The sequence below is a fragment of the Rhodopseudomonas sp. RCAM05734 genome, from assembly GCF_052658035.1.
The window spans coordinates 5970054-5990811 of sequence record NZ_CP199742.1 but is presented as its reverse complement, the minus strand read 5'-3'; the positions used below and the strand labels follow the sequence as shown (position 1 = coordinate 5990811).

Sequence of the window (20758 nt, the reverse complement as noted above, 5' to 3'; positions counted from 1 at the left end):
TCAGGCTCCGCCGTAGCCGCGAGACAATCGGCCCAGCATGTTGAAGAGGGTGACGACGGCGAGCACCGCCAGCAGGAAGATGATCGAGATGGCCGAGGCGAACGGCCAGTTCTGCAAGGTCGAGGCCTGCTGGTACAGGTACATCGGCATGAAGAGCATCTGTCCGCCGCCGATCAGCGACTGGGTGATGAAGGCGGTGATGGCGGCCGCATAGGTCAGCGTGCAGCCGGCGATGATGCCGGGCAGCGACAGCGGCAGAATGACCTTGCGGAAGGTGCGCCAACTGCCGGCGCCGAGCGAGCACGAGGCGTCCTCGAGATTCATGTCGATGCGGCCGAGCGCGGTGATCAGCGGCAGCGTCATCAGCGGCATCTGCACCTGGGCCAGCGCGACCACCACGCCGAACTGGGTGTACAGCAGCCGCAGCGGCGTATCGATGGCGCCCATCGACTGCAGCGTCGCATTGACGATGCCCTGGCGGCCGAGGATCACGATCCAGGCAAAGGTGCGCACCACCACGCTGGTCAGGAGCGGCAGCAGCACGATGAGGATGATCAGCGTCTGCATGCGCGAGCCGACGCGGTGATACAGCCAGGCAAGCGGGAAACCGAGCACCAGGCAGAGCGCCGTCACTTCGGCACCGAGGAGGAGCGTGGAGCCGAGCACGCCGAGGCTGAAGGGGTCGGTGAGGAAATGGACGTACTGGCCGATACCCCAGAGGGTACCGGCCGTGTCGTTGTGCAGGGACAGCACGAACAGCCGCACCAGCGGCGCCACGAAGAACACCAGGAAGAACAGGGCCAATGGAGCGGCCAGCCCGATCCCGTAGGATGTCACGTCGCGCGGTGCCGATGCAGCGGTCATCGTCGCCTCAGATCTTGATTTCGCGGTTGAAGCGTTCGATCCAGGCCGAGCGCTGCTCGTTGATCTTCTTCCAGTCCTGGAACACGAACTTCTTCTTCAACTCCTCGGTGTCCTTGGCCAGCACGCGGGCGATCTCGCCGCCCATCGGCACCTTGGCATTGGTCGGCACGATCAGGTACGGCGAGTTCATCAAGGTGGTCTGCACCTCCGGTGACAGCGACGCCTCGATCAGCTTGAAGGCGAGCTCCTTGTTGGGCGAGTTCTTGACGATATGAATGGTGGTCTTGAAGGCGATGGCGCCTTCCTTGGGCGCCACGAATTCCACCGGCACGCCGCGCGCCTTGAGGATCTGGATGGCGTTGAAATTGCCGGGCGAGATGTCGACCTGGCCCTGCTGGAACAGGGTAGCGAGCGCGCCGGGATTGGCGGCGACCGCGGCGAGATTGGGCTTCAGCGCTTCCAGCGCCTTGAAGCCGGGATCGATATTGGCTTCCGAGCCGCCGTGCATGCGGGCCACCTCGACCAGCCATCCGGTGCCGAGCGTGGAATTGAGGTTGGTGATGCCGACGCGGCCTTTGAATTCCGGATTCCACAGGTCGGCCCAGGAGGTCGGTGGCTTCTTGATGGTCTCGGGATTGTAGGTCAGGCCCACCACCTGGAAGAACGGCGCCGGCCCCATCGGCTCCTGCGCCTCGGCGATCAGGTCCTTGTAGTACGCGCTCTTCTCCACGGGATAGGGCTCGGCGAGATCCTGGCCGATCGCCACCAGCGCCGGGCCGGGATCGTGCAGCATCACGTCGATCGGCGGATTGGCGCGCGCCGCGTTGATCTTGGCGATCTGGTCGACGGACAGCATCGGGTCGAGCACTATGGCCGCGTCGGCATTGGCCTTGCGGAACGCCGGTACCAGCACCGCCTTGTGGGCTTCCTCCCAGCTACCGGTGAAGGTGGCGAACACCAGCGGGCGCGCCTGGGCGTAGCTCAGCCCGGGAAACGCCTTCATGGCGCCAAGGGTCAATGCGGTAGTGAGAAGGCTTCTGCGACTGATCATTAAATGAGGCTCCGGTTGAAAGCTGACGTGGCGCTAAAGGGAGGCGGGAAACACATTGGCGAGGGCGGGGGCGAGCGGAGCCACGCGTACCGCGACGCCGCTCTCCAGCAGGCGCGTCTCGCCGAAACGCGCCTGGGAAACTTTCACGCCCGAGCCGTCGGCGGTGGTGATCTCATGGACGACCGTGGTGCCGAGCGGCAGCGCCATGCCGACCACGCCGGCGAAGCCCGACGTGTCGGTGACGAACTGCAGATGCTCCGGCCGGATGCAGACGGTGACGCGGCCACCCTCGGCAATCCCCTTCGCGGCCGGCCGGGCGATGATCTCGGCGCCGGCGTCGAGCCGCACCTTGGCGCCGGTCGGGTCCATTGCGATCAGCGTGCCGGGCATGCGGTTGGTGGAGCCGACGAAGGTGTTGACGAACAGCGTCTGCGGCCGGTCGTAGACATCCGATGGGGAGCCGAACTGTTCGAGATGCCCCTGGCTCAACACGGCCACGCGGTCGGCCATGGACAGCGCTTCCTCCTGGTCGTGGGTGACGATCACGGTGGTAATGCCCGACACCCGCTGCAACCGCTTGACCTCGATCTGCATGTCGAGCCGCAGGTTCTTGTCGAGGGCGGCGAACGGCTCGTCCAGCAGCAGGATCGACGGCTTGATGGCCAGCGCGCGGGCCAGCGCCACGCGCTGCTGCTGGCCGCCGGACAGCCGCCGCGGCAGCCGCTCGCCCATGGACGAGAGCTGCACCAGATCGAGCAGGCGCTGCGCCTCGCTGCGCTGGGTCGCCTTGTCGACGTTGCGCGCGGCGAGGCCATAGGCGACGTTCTCGGCAATGGTCAGGTGCGGAAACAGCGCATAGTTCTGAAACACGATGCCGACCGCGCGGCGGTTGGGCGGCAGGCGATCGACGATGTCGTCGCCGATGATGATGCGGCCCTGGCTCTGGGCGATGAAGCCGGCGACGATGCGCAAAAGCGTTGTCTTGCCGCAACCGGATGGTCCCAGCAGCGCGATGATCTCGCCGCCTTTCACGTCGAGGTTGATGTTTTCCACCGCGATCGCGCCGCCTGCATAACGATGCGTGACGGCATCGATGACCAGCGAACGACCGCCCTTCGGCTCAGGCATGCACGGCTCCTTGCTTTGCCTATTTGCAAAGCAAGTTCCGTGCCTTTGGCCGGTCCTCTCCGGCGGGACATTCGTTGCCGGTCCGATCGGGAGCGGCCACGTAACAGCTCGCAGTCGCCGGGGCAGGGGGTGCGGAGCAAGAGCCTCCAGCCCCGGCGACCGGCCGCCTCACGCCGATTGCTTGCGATATTCTGCCGGAGTGAGGTTCATGTGGCGACGGAACACCCGATTGAGGTGGCTCTGATCCGAAAAGCCGCAGAGCAGTGCGATTTCCTTGAGCGCCAGCCGATCCTTGCTCAGGTACTGGCATGCGCGCGCCACCTTGCAGCCCAGGACATAGGCATGCGGCCGCACGCCGTAATGCACGCTGAATTTGCGTGCGAACTGCACCGGCGTGCAGTTGCAGATGTTGGCCAATTCCTCCAGCGTGATATTTCTGGCGATGTGATGCTCGATATAGTCCTCTATCATGCGGGCATGGGCTGGCCTGAAGCGGCCCTGGGCGGAGGGCATTTTGAAGCGCACGGACGCATATTTCCGCAGGATGTGCACGCTGGCCTGAAGTGCCAGCGCATCGTAGCACAGCCGACCGCCCGGACCGCCCTCGGCAACTTCCTGGACCATCTGATCGCTGATCCAGGTCAGGATGGGATCTTCGGCGCGGAGCAGGTCGTGGAGTTCGATGGCCTGCGCGTCGCGGTCGAAGGCCTCGCTCGCCGTCTTGGTCATCAGGGCCGGCGAGATGTAGAAATGGCTGACCTCGACGTCATGTCCCCATCGCCAGTTCGAAGCTTCCGCGCGGGTCAGCAGCGTGCTGGCGCCACGGCCGACGTCGTCGCGTTTCCAGGAACCGGTGACGCGGCGGTTCATCGATGTCGTCCCGGTCCTGTAGACGACGACGAGAAAGTTCTCGGAAGGTGGAATCCAGATATCAGATGGCGCATAGCGGAACACCCGCAATCGAAAATCGGGCTTTCCCACCGCAAGGCTGTCCAGCATCAGTTCACCGGGAGCATAGCGGGGCAGCTCCTCGACCGTGATGTATTGGCCCATCGCACAGTCTCCTCCGTGCAACTCTGTGGCGCGGTTGAGCGCTTCTGTTGTCATTGGCCTAACGGCAGACCGGTAGAATAGACCGCTTCTGGCTTTTGCCAAGCAGACTCTGGCGCCGTTGATGTCGCCGCGCATCGTTCAAAGGATTGTTGGTTTCTTTCAAGCGCGCGATGACGTCTGCCCCATAACCTCCTGCGCGCTGCGCGAAATTCGCGGGCGAGCAGATGGACTGCGCGGCCCGTTTGAAAGCTCGCGACCAGCCTGTTGCGATGCAGCGTCACCCGATCGTGAGGCGGGTGACGACGGCTGACCGCGGCCCACACATATCGAGGACGTGCAAAGAACGGAGGAAACAAATGACGGAAGCTGCGACCACATCCAATGGAAGCAACGGCGCCCACCCGACGGAAAAGCGTGACGCAGTCGTGATCGGGGCCGGCGTCGCCGGGCTGTATCGGCTGTATCGCCTGCGCGAACAGGGATTGAATGTCACAGCGATCGACGCGGCGTCGGGTGTGGGTGGGACGTGGTACTGGAATCGCTATCCGGGCGCACGGTTCGATTCCGAAAGTTATATCTATCAGTATCTGTTTTCCGAAGAACTCTACACGGGATGGAGCTGGAGCGAGAAGTTTCCGGGCCAGCCGGAGATCGAACGCTGGCTGAACTATGTGGCCGATCGTCTCGATCTGCGTCGCGACATCCAGTTCGGCACCACGGTCAAAAGTGCGCATTTCAATGAAGCCACGCAGCGTTGGCTCGTCACCACCGACAAGGGGCGGGGGATCGACACGCAGTTTCTGGTGGCCTGCTGCGGTATGCTGTCGGCTCCTTACGTGTCGTTTCCCGGCCAGGAGGCGTTCAAGGGACAGCCGTTTCACACCGCGCGTTGGCCGGAACAGCCGATCGATTTCGCCGGCAAGCGGGTCGCGGTCATCGGCAACGGCGCAACCGGCATTCAGGTCGTTCAGTCCATCGCCGGCGAGGTCGGTCACCTCAAGGTATTCGTTCGCACGCCGCAATACGTCATTCCGATGAAGAATCCAAAATACGGTGCGGCGGAGGCCGCCGCCTACAAGGCCAAGTTCGCACACCTCACGGCGCGGTTGCCGCACACCTTCACCGGATTCGAATATGACTTCGAGCAGGCCTGGGCCGACCTGACGCCGCCCCAGCGCCGTGCGGTGCTGGAGGATTGCTGGAACGACGGCTCGCTGAAGCTGTGGCTGTCGTCCTTCGCGGAGATGTTCTTCGACGAGGAGGTCAATGCCGAAATCTCCGAATTCGTGCGCCAGAAGATGCGCGAGCGGCTCAAGGATCCGAAACTGTGCGACCTGCTGATTCCGTCCGACTACGGTTTCGGGACGCACCGCGTTCCGCTGGAGCAGAACTATCTCGAAGCCTTCCATCGCTCCAATGTCGAGATCGTCAGCGTCAAAGGCAATCCGATCGACTGCGTGACGGAAACCGGCATCAGGACCGCGGACGGCACGGTGCACGACGTGGATATCATCGTTCTCGCCACCGGATTCGACGCTGGCACGGGAGCGCTGACGCGAATCGATATCAGGGGCCGTGGCGGGCGATCGTTGAAGGACGACTGGAGCCGGGATATCCGCACCACCATGGGCCTGCAGATTCACGGCTATCCCAACCTGTTCACCACGGCGGTGCCGCTGGCACCCTCGGCCGCGCTCTGCAACATGACCACCTGCCTGCAGCAGCAGGTCGAATGGATCGATGCCTGCATCGCCTATATGCGCCGCAAAAGCCTCAACGTCGTCGAGCCCACAAAGGAGACGGAAGACGGCTGGGTCGCCCATCATGACGAGACCGCCAACGCCACGCTGATTGCCAAGACCAGCTCCTGGTATCTGGGCTCGAATATTCCGGGCAAGCCGCGCCGCCTGCTGTCTTATTGTGGCGGTGTCGGCGTCTACCGGGAAAAGTGCGACGAGGTGGCGGCCAACGACTACCGGGGATTTGCGATGCAATAGGCGAAGTGCAGCAGGGTTGACAAAAAGACAAACAGACAGGGAGGAAGACCATGAGCGAGAACTTCAGTTTTGCCGCCGATGCCGTGCTTGAAGGTGTCGTGTCATCGACGCCACGCGTCCCCGGCGTGGTCGCGATGGTGACGGACCGTCATCGCAACATCTATGAAGGTGCCGCCGGCAAGCGCCGGCTCGATCAGCCGGCCGACATGACGACCGACAGCGTCTTCGCCATCTTTTCCACCACCAAGGCGATCACCGGCACCGCCGTCCTGCAACTGGTCGAGGACGGCAAGCTCGATCTCGACGCGCCCGCCACGCGCTACGTGCCCGAGATCGGCAAGCTGCAGGTCATCGACGGCTTCGACGCCGCAGGCGAGCCGGTGCTGCGCGCGCCGAAGCGCGAGATCACGACCCGCATGCTGATGGTTCACACGGCAGGTCTCAGCTATGACTTCACCAACCGAACCTATCTCCGGCTGGCACAGGAGAAGGGCCAGCCCAGCGTCATCACCGCGTCGAAGGCCTGCCTGATGACGCCACTGCTGTTCGATCCCGGTGATCGCTGGGAATACGGCACCAACCTGGACTGGTGCGGTCAGATCGTCGAGGCGATCGCCGGCCGCCGGCTCGGCGAGGTCTTCAAGACGCGGATCTTCGAGCCGTTGGGCATTGCCGACATGACGTTCGAACTCACGGATCCGTTGCGGCGCCGGCTGGCCGGTGTTCACGCGCGCAACGCCGATGGCTCGCTGACGCCGATGGATTTCGAACTGCCGGCCGATTCCGAGGTGCATATGGGCGGCCACGGCCTCTACGGCACGGTCGGCGACTACATGCGCTTTATACGCATGTGGTTGAACGACGGCGCGGGCGAGCACGGCCGCGTGCTGAAGGCCGACACCGTGCGCATGGCCGAGAAGAACCACCTCGGCAGCCACAAGGTCACCGCCATCACCGGCGCCAATCCTGCTTTGTGCAACGACGCGGAATTCTTCCCCGGCCAGTCGAAATCCTGGGCCCTGAGTTTCATGGTCAATGACGAGGAGGCGCCCACCGGCCGGCCCGCCGGCGCGCTTGGCTGGGCCGGGCTGGCCAACCTGTTCTACTGGATCGACCGGCGCAACGGCTTCGGCGGCTTCTGGGCCACCCAGATCCTTCCCTTCGGCGATCCGACCTCGTTCATCGGCTACATGAATTTCGAGACGGCATTCTACCAGAGCCTGCGGCAGCGCATGGCCGGATAGGGTTCGATGAACCGACACTGAAACGCCTGCGCGGCGCAACGGGTCTCGTTGACGAACGAGGCCGGTTGCGACGCATGCCCATCCGACGGCGCCGCGGCGATGAGATCCGCGCCGGGTGTGCAGCAGCGCGCTTCTGCTTGTCCGAACAGTGTGGGGCCACTTTGAAAACGACTCGGTTATCCCATTGTTTTTCCTAGACCCGCGATTTTGAAAACGACTCGATTTTGACTTTGAGAACGACTCGATCGCCCCGGTTTTCGCTTTGAAAACGACTCGATCTCGCAAGTGGCTGAAAGAGTGGCGCTATTTGCGCAGATTTTTTTCGCAAAAGTAGTGCCGTTTCGACTTTTTTCCACGAGCGCGCTTCCGCGAGCCGGCCGCGATGAACGGCCCGCTCGCGGGTAGGTTCTGACACCCAGATCACGACAAGTGATAATGCTGCTTGGGACGCCTGTTGGCGCCTGATTGGATCAAGGCCGTCCGCGTCATAAATGCAGGTCCGCAGCAGACGAAAGGCGGCGAAGATGTTCGACTACCGACCCCGACTGGCTGCAGCAGGTCTGGTGTCATTCGGCCTGCAATATTTGAACACGATGACGTAATTGCGGTCAGCGCTCGTGGCACGAAAGATCCGTTAGCATCGAGCCCTCGCAATCAACCGATTCGGAGGAACCGTCATGAAGCAATACGTCGGTCTGGATGTCTCGCAAAGAGAAACCGCAGTGTGCGTGGTCAGCGAAACTGGCCAATTAATCTTCGAGGGAAAGGCTAAGTCAGATCCCGGCGCTCTGACTGACCTGCTTCGTAAACATGCGCCACTGGCGGAGCGCATTGGTTTTGAGACCGGCGCGATGTCAAGCTGGCTTTGGCACGAACTTCGTAGGGTCGATCTACCTGTCGTTTGCATCGATGCGCGGCATGCACACGCGGCACTGTCGGTACGTATGAACAAGAGTGATCAAAATGACGCTCGAGGTCTTGCCGAACTGGTACGGGTCGGTTGGTATCGAGAAGTGAAAGTTAAGAGCGAGGAAAGTCAAAAGGTCCGCGCGATACTCGTCGCGCGATCCCGACTCGTATCCATGCGCCGGGACATTGAGAACCAAGTCCGCAGTCTGATCAAGGAATATGGATTGCTATTCCCTCGCGCCATCGGCCAACAGTTCCGCAATCAGGTCAGCGAGCTACTCGGCAACGATCACCAGCTTCTCAGCGTGACCGCGCCGCTCCTGTCGATTCATGAGCATATCTGTCAGCAGCAGAGCAAGTTTGACGATGAGGTCCGCCGATTGGCGAAGTCAGACGAGACGACGCGGCGCCTGATGACAGTTCCAGGCGTCGGAGTGGTGACGGCCCTCACGTTCCGCCATACGATCGACGATCCGTCCCGCTTCCGATCGGCCTCTACGGTCGGCGCCTATCTCGGCCTTACGCCTCGGCGCAACCAATCTGGAGAAACCGATACGAGCGGCAAGATATCGCGATGGGGCGACCGTCTTCTCCGAACCTACCTGTTCGAGGCGGCGACTGTCCTGCTTTATCGGACCAAAAAATGGTCCTCCCTCAAGGTCTGGGGAATGAAGCTCGCAAAGCGGATAGGTATGAAGAAGGCGAAGGTCGCTATTGCCAGAAAGATCGCCGTCATCCTTCACTGCATTTGGGTGGATGGCACCTCATTCGACTGGGGCCATGCAACCCCGGCCTAAAGGCATCCTGAAGTTTCTGGCCTGGTCCGCCGGGCTGGCGATGTCCCGCTGGGACGGTGGTCGCGGTGACCTCGGTCAATCGGCTGGTGGCGGCCTGTCCGTACTCCGCTGTACACGTTGAGGCACCCGCCCCGGACATCATCATGAGGCGCCTGGCGACCTCGGAAAGGACCATGACCCTGGCGATGGCATCAAAGCTACCGCGCTAAGATTGTTCGGCAAACGAAAATCCAACGCTGACCGGCTATCGTATCGCCGGCCGCTCTCGCCCCATCTCCACAACCCCATCCAGTTTCGATGGGGCGACCGCTACCGCTTTGCTGAGCGCGGCCATACGGGTGCTTGACAACAGCCCGCAATTAAAGGGCCGATTGACAGTGAAACGATGTCTTGGGGGGCGCATCCGATCAGCGTGGCGACTGGTGCGCCCAATCGCGGTCCAGCACAATTTCCGTCGGGCATCCCCATCCGTCCCAGGGCCGCTTGATCTGCGGATAGAGCTTCTGGACGTATCCCTTGTGCCAGTTGACGCGCTTCAATGTCGCCAACACCGAATACAAGCTAGGCGGCTCGAACGTGATGAAGAATCCCAGCGACATTCTGCTGTAGACGTCGATGCAGACGGTGAGGTAGGGCCGCCCGAGGAGCAGCAGCAGCCTGCTGTCGAGCACGTGCACGTCCATCCACAGGCCGCTCATGGCGGATACTGTTGAAAAAGTCGAAAATCGATCGACCTAGAAAATCTCGTCAAGACTCTCGTTCGATCTGATCTGTCGCTGCATATTGCTCCAGCCGATCCTCGGCGGCCCGTGATCGATTTTACGAGATTCAACGTGGTCCCTCAGGTTAATATGAGCAAGGCTCACCAGTGAGGCTAGGAAAATCCGACCCGGAGCACAAAACGACTTTTTCAACAGTATCGGCGCAAAGCGGCCTATCGCAGGTGGCCCCCCCAAACCGGCCAAATGTGATCGTTGAAGCGCCACTGCGCCGGGGCGCGGCCCGCACGAGCGTGACCCTGAGCGCTGAAAGTCCGTCAGCAGACCTTGTGTGGAACTAAGCCTGCACAGCGTTAAGTGAATTATGTCGAAAACGTCCAGGCGAAATTCCGACGCCTCGGGTGAAGAATCGATTGAAGTATCCTGGATCCGCGAAACCGAGGGATGCTCCGATCTCAGCGATGGTCTCCTCCGAGTAGAGCAGCTTTCGTTTGGCTTCCGTCAGCACCCGATCATTGATCAAAGCAAGTGAGGACTTGCCAGTCACCTCCCGGCAGCAAGAATTCAGCCGCGCCGTCGTGACCCCGAGCTTGCGAGCCAATGTCGCCAACGGCGGATGATTGCGATAGACCTCCTCCACCAGCTCACGGAACCGGATGACGGTATCGACATCGCGCGCGCCTGAGACGTGCGGCTGATGATGTTGCCCGTGCAGCCGTCCAATCGCAACTGCGATGAGTTGCAGATACGCCTTGATCGAGGCGCCACGGCCGGGGGCCGCCCAGACGAATTCACGCTGCAGGGACACGAATAGCTTGCGGAGATCGATCTCCTCGCCTAGCTGGCTGTGCAGAAAGCGCGCGGGTTTGAGGAAGCCGTTGAGTAGCTCGGGGTCTTCCCGGAAAACGTTCCGCAGGAACGACGATGCGACCGTGATCACGTAGCCGTTGGTGTCGCGCTTGAAGCGAAATCCGTGGACGGTGAGGGCGGGCACGACGATCAGGCTCTTCGGCGACAGATCCCAATCCTCGCCCTCGACTTCGATCGTGCCTCCGCCCTTGTCGAGAATCAGTATCTGGTGGTGGTTCGGATGGGTGTGGGTGCGGATCGTCCAACCGTGGCGACTGCTCCTGGTGCGGATCGGCTCGATGTGCAGAAACGTCGGTTCAATGTCTGACTTGAGCTCTTCGTACAGAAAATAGTGCGGAATCATATGATGTAGACCCGTTCACGTCGCGAGCGTGCGCTGCAACACCGTCGTCGTTTCGTTGGAAAGTACAATCATTTATCGGGATCGTCCATTGCTCCAGTCCCTCCGGCGATCAAATGATGCCAATCAAGAAGTGCCTGACTGTAGTACTGCGGGCGACAAATTCAGGGAGGACGAGCGATGCTGAATGACATGCGGCGCACGTGCGACGTGTTGGTCATCGGATCGGGCGCAGGCGGACTGTCGACTGCGATCACCGCGAAGAAAGCTGGCCTCGACGTCGTGATCATCGAAAAGGAGGAATTCTTCGGCGGAACAACCGCGTTTTCCGGCGGCGTTCTCTGGGTACCGGGAAATCATTATGCCCGCGACGCCGGAATTGAGGATAGCCGAGACGCCGCCATCACCTATCTTCGAAACGAGACCGGCAACTTTTACGGCGAGAAAGCGATCGACGCATTCCTGGATCAAGGTCCCCGCATGCTCGACTTTTTCGAGCGCGAGACCGAAGCAAAATTCGTTCTGTCTGGATATCCGGACTATCACCCTGACGCCGCGGGAGGGGCCATGGCCGGGCGTTCGGTGACGGCCGCTGCTTTTGACGCCCGCGGCCTCGGCCATGAGATCAAGAGGCTGAGGCCGCCGCTCTCGACGATCACGTTCATCGGGATGATGTTCAATTCGTCGAACGAAGATCTCAAGCACTTTTTCCGCGCGACGCGGTCGTTCAAGTCCGCCGTCTATGTGATCAGGCGCTTGCTCAATCACCTCAGGGAGCTGGCGCTGTACGGACGCGGCGTGCAGATCACCAGCGGCAATGCGCTGGTGGCCCGCTTGGCGAAGACCGTGTTCGATTTGCAGATCCCGCTACTGACCGGTACCAGCGCGCAACAGTTGATCGTCGAGCAGGGCGCCGTCACCGGCGCTCTGGTGAAGCACGCCGATGCCGAGTTCAGGATCTCGGCCCGTCGCGCCGTTGTGCTTGCCTGTGGCGGTTTTCCGCATGATGTCGAGCGGATCACGCGCGCCTATCCGCATTTGGCCCGCGGCGGCGAACACCTTTCTCCAACACCTGCCGGCAACACCGGCGATGGCGTGGCGATGGCCGAGCAGGTCGGAGGCACATGCGACATTCGCTTTCCAAATGCCGCGTCCTGGATGCCGGTGTCGAAGGTTCCGCTGGCAGGCGGCAAGGTCGGTGTGTTCCCGCATCTGGTAGATCGCTACAAGCCCGGCGTGATCGCGGTCGATCGCAAGGGGCGACGCTTTGCCAACGAGTCGAATTCCTATCACGACACGGGGGAGGCCATGATCTCCGGCAACGAAGGCGGTACAGAAACGGCGTGCTGGTTGATTTGCGACCACGCCACGATCCGCAAATATGGTCTGGGTTACGCCAAACCGGCACCCGTTCCGATCGGAATCTATCTGCGCAATGGCTACCTGCAGTCGGCGTCGACGCTTGATCAACTCGCCGGTCTCGTCGGCATCGATGCCGCCGCGCTGGAGGCGACCGTGTGCAAATTCAACGAAGGCGCGGTTCGCGGGGAAGATCCCGAATTCGGACGAGGCTCGACGGCGTTCAACCGTTTTCTCGGCGATCCCGACAACAAGCCGAATCCGAACGTCGCCCCGATCGGCAAAGGTCCGTACTACGCGTTGAAGCTCATCATGGGCGATCTCGGCACGTTTGACGGCCTCACCACCGATACGGTCGGCCGGGTGCTGGCTTCGGACTCCAGGCCAATCCCGGGATTGTACGCGTGCGGCAACGACCGCGCGAGCATCATGGGAGGCAATTATCCCGGCGCCGGCATCACGCTCGGCCCCATCATGACGTTCGGCTACATCACCGCCAGACATATCGCCGGCAAGGAAGACGTCGCGACATATGCCTGAAGCGGCCGGGCGACGTGCCGGCCGCGGGGATCAGCCCGCTCGACCATCCAAAACAAAAATCATATGGAGGAAACAATGACCATCGACCGTCGCACATTCATTGGAGCAGGCATCGCCGCCTCGGCCATGGTTCCGTTCCGCGCGGCGCGCAGCCAGTCCGCCAAGCGGATCCGGATCGGCGTCATCACCGACATGTCCGGCGTCTATCGCGATGTCTCGGGACCGACGACCGTGGCGTGTGTGGAGCAGGCCATTGCCGAGTTCAAGGCGAGCAATCCTGGCATCGCCGTCGATGTGCTCGTCGCGGATCATCAGAACAAGGCCGATATCGGCCTAAACATCATCCGCAAGTGGTTCGACCAGGACGATGTCGATGTGATCGAGAATGTCGGCAATAGTTCGATCGCACTCGGCGCCAAGCACCTCATCGAAGGCAAGGACAAGGTTGCATTGATCACGACGGCCGGGAGTTCTGAACTGACCGGGAAGGCGTGCAGCACCAACCTCATCCATTGGGCATGGGATTCCTGGTGCCTGTCGCATTCGACGGCGACATCCGTCGTACGCACCGGTGGAAAGAAGTGGTTCTTCATCACGGCCGACTATGCCTTCGGCCATGCCGCTGAAGCTGATGCGTCCAAATTCGTCAAGTCCGCCGGCGGCACCGTGGTTGGCGCGGTGCGCTATCCGTTCGGATCTACGACCGATTTTTCGTCCTTCCTGCTGCAGGCACAATCCAGCGGAGCCGACGTCATCGGTTTTGCCAATTCCGGAAGCGAACTGATCTCCGCACTGAAGCAGGCACAGGAGTTCGGTATCGACGCCAACGGAACCCGCATGGCGGCGATGATCGGCTACATCACGGACGTCACTGCCATGGGGCTCCCCACGGCGAAGGGATTGTCGCTGACCGAGACGTTCTATTGGGACCTCAATGATCGGACGCGAGCATTCATGTCTCGCGTCAAACCCCGTCTGGCTTCGGGCGTGTTTCCCAACATGAGTCAAGCCGGCGACTATTCCTGCGTCGCGCACTACCTCAAGGTGGTCAAGGAACTCGGCGTCGATCGGGCGAAGGCGTCGGGGCGTTCTGTCGTGGAGTTGATGAAGAAGATGCCGACGGACGACGACTGCTTCGGGCCGGGTAGCATCCGCGATGATGGTCGGAAAATCCACCCCGCCTACCTGTTCGAGGTCAAGAAACCCGAGGAGAGCAAGGCGCCCGGCGATGTCTACAAGCTGATATCGACGCTGCCTTCCGATGAGGCATTCCGTCCGCTCGCCGAGGGTGGATGCCCGTTGATCAAAGCTTGAGTGCAAACCACAACTGGATATGGGTGATCCGACATGCCGTACGACTCTCCGATCGTGGACCTGCGCACATATACGATACAACTTCGTAAGATGGCCGAGTTCATCGATGTTTTCGACAGGCTCGCGATGCCGGTCCAGTTGAAATATGTCGGGCAGCCGCTCGGCATGTATTCCAGCGCCGTGGGTCCGCTGAACCAGGTCGTCCATCTCTGGGGGTTTCTGGATATGGGGGAATTTGAACGGCGGCATGCCGAGCGCGACAAGGATCCGGACTGGCCGGCCTATCTGCGGGCGTCCGGACACCTGATTACGGCACAGGAAAACCGTTTGATCCGCAAGATCGATCTGCCGTCGTTGCGCCGCGCCTGATCACGAATTATCGCCGCCCTGCCAGAGAGAAACATCATGAGCTGGATCGACTTGAAGGATCGCGTCGCGGTCGTCACGGGCGCAGGCGGCGGCATCGGCCTGGGCATCGCCGCCGGCCTGGCTGAGGCCGGCGCGACCGTGGTGTTGCTTGATCGGGAAGAGCCATCACGCGAAACCATGGAGCACCTCGCAGGGCAGGGCCATTTCTTGCGCTGCGACGTGACGAGTGATGCCAGCGTCGACGAGGCCGCGCGAACTGTCGCTGAGCGGCTCGGAGCCCCTGCCATCCTCGTCAATAACGCCGGCACCATGCGAGCCGGGCACCTCGAAACGATGTCGCTCGACGACTGGAACGCCATCATGTCGCTCAATCTGACAGCCTATCTGCGCTGCGCGCGGGCGTTCGGGGCGGGCATGCTGAATGCGGGCAGCGGCGCCATCGTTCACGTCGCCTCGATCTCCTCCTATTCACCGCAGAGCTTCAGCGGAGCCTACAGCGCCAGCAAAGCGGCGGTGGTGATGTTGTCGCGGCAGCTTGCCGTGGAGTGGGGGCCGCGCGGCGTTCGCAGCAACGTGGTGAGCCCCGGTATGATCCAGACTCCGATGACGAAGGGGATCTACGACAGTCCCGGCGTGCGGGACGCCCGTTCGGCGATGGTTCCGCGCCGACGCATCGGACAGCCGCAGGACATAGCAGACGCAGTGGTATTCCTTGCCAGTGATCGAGCGGATTACGTCACAGGCGAGGATATCGTCATAGATGGAGGCTTCACCCGAACCATCATGAGCAGCATTCCGCGGCCGGGCTTCGAAAAGGACACAGGGATGGCGAAGGAGGGACGGTCATGACACATGAGGCGCCGGTCGCGCTGATTACAGGAGCCGGCGATGGCATCGGCTGGGCGACCGCACAAGTATTCGCTCGCAATGGATACGCCGTCGCTTTGATCGACATCGACGCCAAGAGGGTGGCGGTGAAGGCGGCCGAAATAGGCCCCAGACATGTCGGTATTGCCTGCGACGTTTCGAGCGAGGCTCAGGTCAAAGAAGCATTTGCGGAAACGCATAAGATGTTCGGGCGCTTGGATGCACTGGTCAACAACGCTGGCATCGGTAGTCCTCATCTTCCGACTTCGGAACAGACCGTCGAGAGCTTCGAGAAAGTTCTCGGCGTCCACCTCACTGGCACGTTTCTGTGCTCGCGCGAGGCCTATTCCGCGATGAAGCATCAAGGCACCGGATCCATCGTGAATGTCAGCTCTATTGCCGGGTTGTCCGGCCTGCCAAGGCGCAACGCGTATGGCGCCGCCAAAGCCGGCATCGCGATGATGACCAAGTCGATGGCTTGCGAATGGGCTGCCGATGGAATTCGCGTAAACGCTGTGGCGCCCGGCTTCGTGGCGACCGCGCTGGTGAACAAGCTGGAAGCTGACGGTTTTGTCGACGCGGCGCGAATTCGGCGTCGCATTCCCATCGCCCGGCTGGCTCGCCCCGAAGAGATCGCCGAGACGATCTATTTTCTGACATCGCCGGCAGCCAGCTATGTCACCGGTTCGGTGCTTTCGGTTGACGGCGGATGGACAGCTTTTGGCGACGCCGGTGATGCAAGCGCTCCGCCGAGACTCTAATCGCCGCTGGATGAAACTTCAGGAGCAGGTCAGCGCCGATCATGACCCCGCTGTTTGCCTAGTTCGCCAGCGAGATCAATAGGTTGGACTTCACGTAGCTAGGGGACCCGCTTCGATGCTCATTCAAACTCGCCGCCCAGATACTCCTGCGTCACCTGACGTTTAAAATCGACGCTGTGGGGTCGGTCCTTTCTCATGGCCTTCATCCTCTGAAAGCCCGGTCGTCCGGTCAAATACGGAAAGCCAACCTGTCCACCCTGGAGGGCCCACTCCAGACTAACGATTATCTTGAACGTAAATAGAAGCTAAATATCGAGCGGAGCTCCACGGAAACCTGCTCTGCGTAATTTCAACTCTGAAACTATGTGATCAACAACAACCTGCACGCGGTTCAGGCCGACGAAATCCTCGTGAATGGCCATCCAATAGCTGCGCCCGAATGACACGTTTGGAAGAATGACCTCCAACTCGTCATCCCCGACGATGGCGTAGTCAGGCAGGATACCTATTCCTCCGCTTGCGCGAACTACGGCAATTTGAGCGAGCGCCGTCGCACACTCGAATCGGCGATGGCTTCGGCTATACATTTCCGCCATGAATTTCAGTTGATCGTCGAATAATAGATCTTGCACGTATGTAACAAGAACATGATTAGAAAGCTCGGCCTTCGAAAGTGGCCTCGCATGCTGTCGAAGATAGTTTTTCGTCGCGTAGAAGTGTAACGAGTAATCCACCAGTCGCCTTACCGCAAGACGTCCTTCGCTGGGCCGATCAACCAGGATGGCTAGATCCGCTTCGCGCCTAGATAACGATAGCGCGCGCGATATCGGTACAAGCTGGATCGTGAGCATGGGATGCTTCAGCATGAGTCTAGGCAGCACCGAACAGAGAAACAGTGTCGTGAACGCATCCGGAGCAGCAATTCGCACAGTGCCAGACATTTCGGAGTCGGCACCTGAAAGAGCACATTGAGCACGAATCATTAACGATTCGATTTCTTGAGCCGGCCCCAGCAGGTTCTCGCCAGCAGCGGTCAGGACGCTGCCGGTCGGCGTTCGATCGAACAAGCGCGCACCTAAACACTTCTCAAGCATCACCATTCGCCGACCGACCGTCGAAATGTCCAGTCGCAAAGCCGTTGCCGCGGCCGACAATTGTCCAGCACGGGCGACAGCCAGAAAGACTTTGACATTGTCCCAGTCCATGCAAACTCCATTTTTTGCTCAGCAGTAGTACAAACCACACGCTGACGAATTAGCCACGGATGCTGCAAGCGTGTTCGCTGATGCAAATGTGAAAGTCCGGATCCGTCGGCAAGATTCAAGTATGAAATGAATGACGAAAGTCCGATCCAGGGTTGGGATTACGTTGCTCAGCGTCCGCTGCCCGCTTAGTCTGCCATCGTCGCGACAACTTCCTGCGTTGCCGGAAGCCACGACCTTGCCAAAGTCGTTCATGGCGGAGCAGGCGCCCCCGGTTCGCAAACGGCGCCAGTGGAGGATTTTTTATCATGGCGTGTCCGTCGTCAGGCAGGCAATCAAGGCCTGTGGCGCAAAGCTCCACTATCTGCCGCCCTACAGTCCCGACTTCAATCCGATCGAGAATGCTTTTGCCAAGCTCAAATCACATATCCGGAAGTCTGCCGCGCGAACCCTCGACGCACTGGAACGGGCGACCGCTAACGCTTTGCCTCAGTTCAAACCCGACCAATGCGCGAACTTCTTTGCTCTCGCCGGATACAGATCGCATTAAGAGGAATTTGCTCTAGCTCATGCCGCAAACCTTGGACGCGTTCGGAGAATGCAAAATCCATAGGATCCCTCAGGTGCTCAAAGGCCAGTTTCGGCGAGTTCCGCGGCCCTGTCCGCGATCAATGTCGCGAGTGCTCCGACCTCGTGCGCGTTGTCGGACGCCGCCGCTCCGGATCGTGCCCGGGCGGCGACGCCTTCCAGGATTATGGCAAAGCGGAACAGGGCGAACACGACATGGGCCGTGGCGACGCCGACTGAGCGACCCGATGCGGCGTTGTAGCGGGCTCGATACTCGGCCTCGCTGGGGAGCCCGAGGGCAGCATGGTCGAGAGACATGATCCCCCCGTACCAACTCGGCAGCGTGTGCCAAGGCAGACAGGAATAGGCCGCATCGGCGAGCGGATGGCCCAAGGTCGACAATTCCCAGTCGAGCACGGCGACAATGCGCGGCTCTTCCGGATGGAACATTAGATTTCCGAGCCGGAAGTCGCCATGCGAGATCGCAGTCTCTTCTCCCTGCGGAATATTCACAGGCAGCCAGTCGATGACTCGCTCGATGGAGGGGATATCACGGGTCCGGTTTTCGGCATATTGCCGGCTCCACCGCGCGATCTGCCGTGAGAAATAGTTTCCCGGCCTGCCGTAGTCGGCAAGTCCGACGTCACTCGGCGCAACCCGGTGCAGCGCGCCCAGCGTGTCGGCCATGGCGAAATACATTGCCCGACGCTGCTCCGCCGGCACTCCCGGCAGCGAGCAGTCATGGAAAACACGGCCCTCGACCCGCTCCATCACGTAAAAGGGCGTGCCCGTAATCCTAGGATCTTCTTCATAGAGCAACGCGGTAGGCACCGGGACGCCTGTCCGGGCGAGCGCGGTCAAAACGCGATATTCCCGATCGACGGCGTGAGCCGAAGGTAAGATGTCCCCGGCTGGCTTCTTGCGCAAGACGAGGCAGCGATCGGGAAACTCGACGAAAAAGGTGGGATTGGACTGGCCGCCGCCGATTCTTTGCAGGCCCATCGGCCCCGCCAAATCCGGTAGCACCCCCTTTAGATATTTTTCGAGACGGTGAGGATCGAATTCGAACGAGGCGAAGTCGTTCGACGCCATCGACGCAGCTTGCCTTATCATGTCGGTGAGCCTGATCTCGGGATGCCACTGTACTTGGGTATCACCGGCTGGAGTGAGGCAAAACCTGCGATCTCGTAATGGAAAGGGCCCATTCCGAGCGGCTGCTCAGGGCCATGCAGGGCGAGGCGAAGGCCGAGCGGCTTGTGGCCTTGGCGGAGACCATGCAGAATGCGGTCTTGCAATGGCGTTGTTCCTGCCCTGCACGAGAACGGGGTCGCAACGGCGGCATGCCGGTCCAGACGTTCTCGTTCTGCTGAATCGTTTTTTCGATACGCTCGTCTCATATATGGCCGATCGCTTCGTCTGTCCATCTGTCTGGCGTGGGAAAAGTCACAGACATGGCATGGCCAGCTGAAGCGTCTCTGGGTCGAAACATGCAGGGAGCGCTGGCCTGTCAGCGCCCGATTTTTCCCGCAAGGAGGGCTGATCGGTGGAAGCGCACCGGACGCTCGCATGACGCGAGGACATCGGGAGCCGCGAACCGTTGCAGCAGTGATCCCCGTAGCAAGGAAGGTGGATGATGAGGCAGGCTTACATCGTTGACGCAGTCAGAACTGCGGGCGGCCGCCGGAACGGACGTCTCTCGCAGCATCATCCGGCCGATCTGGCGGGGGGGGGGATTCTGACCGCGCTCGTTGAACGCACCGATATCGCCCCGGCGGCGGTCGAAGACGTCATTAAGGGCTGCGTGAGCCAGGCGGGGGAGCAAGCGATGGCGCTAGGCCGTAACGCGGTCCTCGCGTCGTGCCTGCCCGAATCCGTGCCGGCCGTGACCATCGACCGGCAATGCGCCTCCTCGCAGCAGGCTCTTCACTTCGCCGCTCAAGCGGTGATGTAGGGAACGTAGGACATCGTGATCGCCGCGGGCGTGGAAAGCACGAGCCGGGTTCCGATGTTCTGGAATTTCGAGCTTCATGCGAAGGCCGGGCTCGGACAGGGGCCGCTGAGCAGCACGGTCGAGCAGCGCTATGCAGTAAAGGAATCCAGCCAGTTTTGCGGGGCCCAGATGGTCGCCGACAAATACGGCTTCACGCGCGACGATCTCGATGCCTCGCGTTGGGGAGCCATCGCCGCGCCAGCGCCGCCACCAAGGCCGAGGCCTTCGAGCGGGAAGTCGTGTCCATCGGGGTAATGGGCGCGGAAGGGCCTGAGTCCCACGCGACAGACGAGAGGACCTGGCATGACGCGACACTCGAGGGCGTTTCGTCCGTCAAGCGGCTCGAAGAAGGCGGCTCGATCAGCACTGCGAATGCCAGCCAGATCTGTGATGGCGCCAGCGGCGTCCTTGTCGTCAACGAGACCGCGTTGAAGGCGCACGGTCTGACGCCGATCGCTCGCATTCACAGCATGACGGTGACGGCCGGTGATCCGGCTCGAGGAGCCGATCCCTGCGACGCGGCGCGCGCTGGCGCGGGCCGGAATGCGTATCGAGGACATTGATCTCTACGACGTCAACGAGGCCTTTGCGCCGATCCCGCTCGCATGGTTGCGATCGATCACTGCCGACCCCGCCCGGCTTAACGTCAATGGCGGCGCCATCGCGCTCGGCCATACCCTCGGGGCTTCCGGAACCAAGCTGATGGCGGCCTTGATCAATGCGTGAAAGCTCGGGGCGGCCGCTACGCTTTGCAGACCATGTGCGAAGGCGGCGGCATCGCGAATGTGACCATCGTCGAGGCGCTCTGACGACCGGG

16 protein-coding genes and 2 pseudogenes are annotated in these 20758 nt (G+C 61.2%); 10 read left to right on the top strand and 8 right to left on the bottom strand.

The window, feature by feature from the left end:
- The 4 genes from ACUXVA_RS28485 to ACUXVA_RS28470 form a co-directional block, all read right to left on the bottom strand.
- Positions 1 to 864 carry an ABC transporter permease gene (locus tag ACUXVA_RS28485; protein ID WP_445489538.1) on the bottom strand — a complete coding sequence of 288 codons (864 nt, stop codon included), beginning with the start codon at positions 862 to 864 and terminating at the stop codon, positions 1 to 3.
- A gap of 7 nt (positions 865 to 871) precedes the next feature.
- Positions 872 to 1915, bottom strand: coding sequence for an ABC transporter substrate-binding protein (locus ACUXVA_RS28480; protein ID WP_445489536.1), 1044 nt, complete (start codon positions 1913 to 1915; stop codon positions 872 to 874).
- A gap of 33 nt (positions 1916 to 1948) precedes the next feature.
- The gene (locus tag ACUXVA_RS28475) at positions 1949 to 3043 is read right to left on the bottom strand and encodes an ABC transporter ATP-binding protein (RefSeq protein ID WP_445489534.1); all 1095 of its coding nucleotides are present in this window, start codon (positions 3041 to 3043) and stop codon (positions 1949 to 1951) included.
- A 168-nt stretch (positions 3044 to 3211) separates the two neighbouring features.
- Positions 3212 to 4231 (bottom strand): helix-turn-helix transcriptional regulator, encoded by a 1020-nt coding sequence (locus ACUXVA_RS28470; protein ID WP_265082574.1) that lies wholly within the window; start codon positions 4229 to 4231, stop codon positions 3212 to 3214.
- 221 nt (positions 4232 to 4452) lie between these two features.
- Between ACUXVA_RS28470 and ACUXVA_RS28465 the strand changes: the two genes are divergently transcribed.
- The 3 genes from ACUXVA_RS28465 (at position 4453) to ACUXVA_RS28455 (ending at position 9043) form a co-directional block, all read left to right on the top strand.
- On the top strand, positions 4453 to 6093 hold the full coding sequence (locus tag ACUXVA_RS28465) for a flavin-containing monooxygenase (RefSeq protein ID WP_445489532.1): 1641 nt from the start codon (positions 4453 to 4455) through the stop codon (positions 6091 to 6093).
- Positions 6094 to 6143: 50 nt separating this feature from the next.
- Positions 6144 to 7337: a serine hydrolase domain-containing protein gene (locus tag ACUXVA_RS28460; protein ID WP_265082576.1), complete on the top strand. Its 1194-nt coding sequence runs from the start codon at positions 6144 to 6146 to the stop codon at positions 7335 to 7337.
- 677 nt (positions 7338 to 8014) lie between these two features.
- Positions 8015 to 9043 (top strand): IS110 family transposase, encoded by a 1029-nt coding sequence (locus tag ACUXVA_RS28455; protein ID WP_265082577.1) that lies wholly within the window; start codon positions 8015 to 8017, stop codon positions 9041 to 9043.
- A gap of 407 nt (positions 9044 to 9450) precedes the next feature.
- Here ACUXVA_RS28455 and ACUXVA_RS28450 read toward each other — a convergent pair whose 3' ends face one another.
- The gene (locus ACUXVA_RS28450; protein ID WP_445489529.1) at positions 9451 to 9741 is read right to left on the bottom strand and encodes a hypothetical protein; all 291 of its coding nucleotides are present in this window, start codon (positions 9739 to 9741) and stop codon (positions 9451 to 9453) included.
- 358 nt (positions 9742 to 10099) lie between these two features.
- A complete protein-coding gene (locus ACUXVA_RS28445; RefSeq protein WP_445489527.1) occupies positions 10100 to 10975 on the bottom strand; it encodes a helix-turn-helix domain-containing protein in 876 nt (291 codons plus the stop codon).
- Between the two features lie 177 nt (positions 10976 to 11152).
- On the opposite strand from ACUXVA_RS28445, the gene ACUXVA_RS28440 reads away from it, so the two are divergent.
- The 5 genes from ACUXVA_RS28440 to ACUXVA_RS28420 all read left to right on the top strand — a co-directional run bounded on the left by ACUXVA_RS28440 (position 11153) and on the right by ACUXVA_RS28420 (position 16182).
- A complete protein-coding gene (locus ACUXVA_RS28440) occupies positions 11153 to 12871 on the top strand; it encodes an FAD-dependent oxidoreductase (protein ID WP_445489525.1) in 1719 nt (572 codons plus the stop codon).
- A 75-nt stretch (positions 12872 to 12946) separates the two neighbouring features.
- Positions 12947 to 14185 carry an ABC transporter substrate-binding protein gene (locus tag ACUXVA_RS28435; protein WP_265082581.1) on the top strand — a complete coding sequence of 413 codons (1239 nt, stop codon included), beginning with the start codon at positions 12947 to 12949 and terminating at the stop codon, positions 14183 to 14185.
- Positions 14186 to 14218: 33 nt separating this feature from the next.
- On the top strand, positions 14219 to 14554 hold the full coding sequence (locus ACUXVA_RS28430) for an NIPSNAP family protein (RefSeq protein ID WP_265082582.1): 336 nt from the start codon (positions 14219 to 14221) through the stop codon (positions 14552 to 14554).
- 36 nt (positions 14555 to 14590) lie between these two features.
- Positions 14591 to 15403, top strand: coding sequence for an SDR family NAD(P)-dependent oxidoreductase (locus tag ACUXVA_RS28425; protein WP_445489522.1), 813 nt, complete (start codon positions 14591 to 14593; stop codon positions 15401 to 15403).
- Positions 15400 to 16182 carry an SDR family NAD(P)-dependent oxidoreductase gene (locus ACUXVA_RS28420; RefSeq protein ID WP_265082584.1) on the top strand — a complete coding sequence of 261 codons (783 nt, stop codon included), beginning with the start codon at positions 15400 to 15402 and terminating at the stop codon, positions 16180 to 16182. Before ACUXVA_RS28425 ends, ACUXVA_RS28420 begins: the two co-directional genes overlap by 4 nt.
- A gap of 305 nt (positions 16183 to 16487) precedes the next feature.
- On the opposite strand, the gene ACUXVA_RS28415 is transcribed toward ACUXVA_RS28420, so the two are convergent.
- Complete coding sequence (locus tag ACUXVA_RS28415; RefSeq protein ID WP_265082585.1) at positions 16488 to 17387, bottom strand: LysR family transcriptional regulator; 900 nt, start codon at positions 17385 to 17387, stop codon at positions 16488 to 16490.
- A 304-nt stretch (positions 17388 to 17691) separates the two neighbouring features.
- On the opposite strand from ACUXVA_RS28415, the pseudogene ACUXVA_RS28410 reads away from it, so the two are divergent.
- Positions 17692 to 17934 (top strand): annotated as a pseudogene (locus ACUXVA_RS28410) (transposase); the annotation flags it as partial.
- A 77-nt stretch (positions 17935 to 18011) separates the two neighbouring features.
- On the opposite strand, the gene ACUXVA_RS28405 reads toward ACUXVA_RS28410, so the two are convergent.
- Positions 18012 to 19043, bottom strand: coding sequence for a phosphotransferase family protein (locus tag ACUXVA_RS28405; protein WP_265082586.1), 1032 nt, complete (start codon positions 19041 to 19043; stop codon positions 18012 to 18014).
- Positions 19044 to 19584: 541 nt separating this feature from the next.
- On the opposite strand from ACUXVA_RS28405, the pseudogene ACUXVA_RS28400 reads away from it, so the two are divergent.
- Positions 19585 to 20750 (top strand): annotated as a pseudogene (locus tag ACUXVA_RS28400) (acetyl-CoA C-acetyltransferase).
- Positions 20751 to 20758: the final 8 nt, after the last annotated feature.

Bases quoted from the DNA above. Each gene is read 5' to 3' on its own strand.
- ACUXVA_RS28485 (WP_445489538.1), bottom strand. From the start codon at position 864: ATGACCGCTGCATCGGCACCGCGCGACGTGACATCCTACGGGATCGGG.
- ACUXVA_RS28480 (WP_445489536.1), bottom strand. From the start codon at position 1,915: ATGATCAGTCGCAGAAGCCTTCTCACTACCGCATTGACCCTTGGCGCC.
- ACUXVA_RS28475 (WP_445489534.1), bottom strand. From the start codon at position 3,043: ATGCCTGAGCCGAAGGGCGGTCGTTCGCTGGTCATCGATGCCGTCACG.
- ACUXVA_RS28470 (WP_265082574.1), bottom strand. From the start codon at position 4,231: ATGCGCGGCGACATCAACGGCGCCAGAGTCTGCTTGGCAAAAGCCAGA.
- ACUXVA_RS28465 (WP_445489532.1), top strand. From the start codon at position 4,453: ATGACGGAAGCTGCGACCACATCCAATGGAAGCAACGGCGCCCACCCG.
- ACUXVA_RS28460 (WP_265082576.1), top strand. From the start codon at position 6,144: ATGAGCGAGAACTTCAGTTTTGCCGCCGATGCCGTGCTTGAAGGTGTC.
- ACUXVA_RS28455 (WP_265082577.1), top strand. From the start codon at position 8,015: ATGAAGCAATACGTCGGTCTGGATGTCTCGCAAAGAGAAACCGCAGTG.
- ACUXVA_RS28450 (WP_445489529.1), bottom strand. From the start codon at position 9,741: ATGAGCGGCCTGTGGATGGACGTGCACGTGCTCGACAGCAGGCTGCTG.
- ACUXVA_RS28445 (WP_445489527.1), bottom strand. From the start codon at position 10,975: ATGATTCCGCACTATTTTCTGTACGAAGAGCTCAAGTCAGACATTGAA.
- ACUXVA_RS28440 (WP_445489525.1), top strand. From the start codon at position 11,153: ATGCTGAATGACATGCGGCGCACGTGCGACGTGTTGGTCATCGGATCG.
- ACUXVA_RS28435 (WP_265082581.1), top strand. From the start codon at position 12,947: ATGACCATCGACCGTCGCACATTCATTGGAGCAGGCATCGCCGCCTCG.
- ACUXVA_RS28430 (WP_265082582.1), top strand. From the start codon at position 14,219: ATGCCGTACGACTCTCCGATCGTGGACCTGCGCACATATACGATACAA.
- ACUXVA_RS28425 (WP_445489522.1), top strand. From the start codon at position 14,591: ATGAGCTGGATCGACTTGAAGGATCGCGTCGCGGTCGTCACGGGCGCA.
- ACUXVA_RS28420 (WP_265082584.1), top strand. From the start codon at position 15,400: ATGACACATGAGGCGCCGGTCGCGCTGATTACAGGAGCCGGCGATGGC.
- ACUXVA_RS28415 (WP_265082585.1), bottom strand. From the start codon at position 17,387: ATGGACTGGGACAATGTCAAAGTCTTTCTGGCTGTCGCCCGTGCTGGA.
- ACUXVA_RS28405 (WP_265082586.1), bottom strand. From the start codon at position 19,043: ATGGCGTCGAACGACTTCGCCTCGTTCGAATTCGATCCTCACCGTCTC.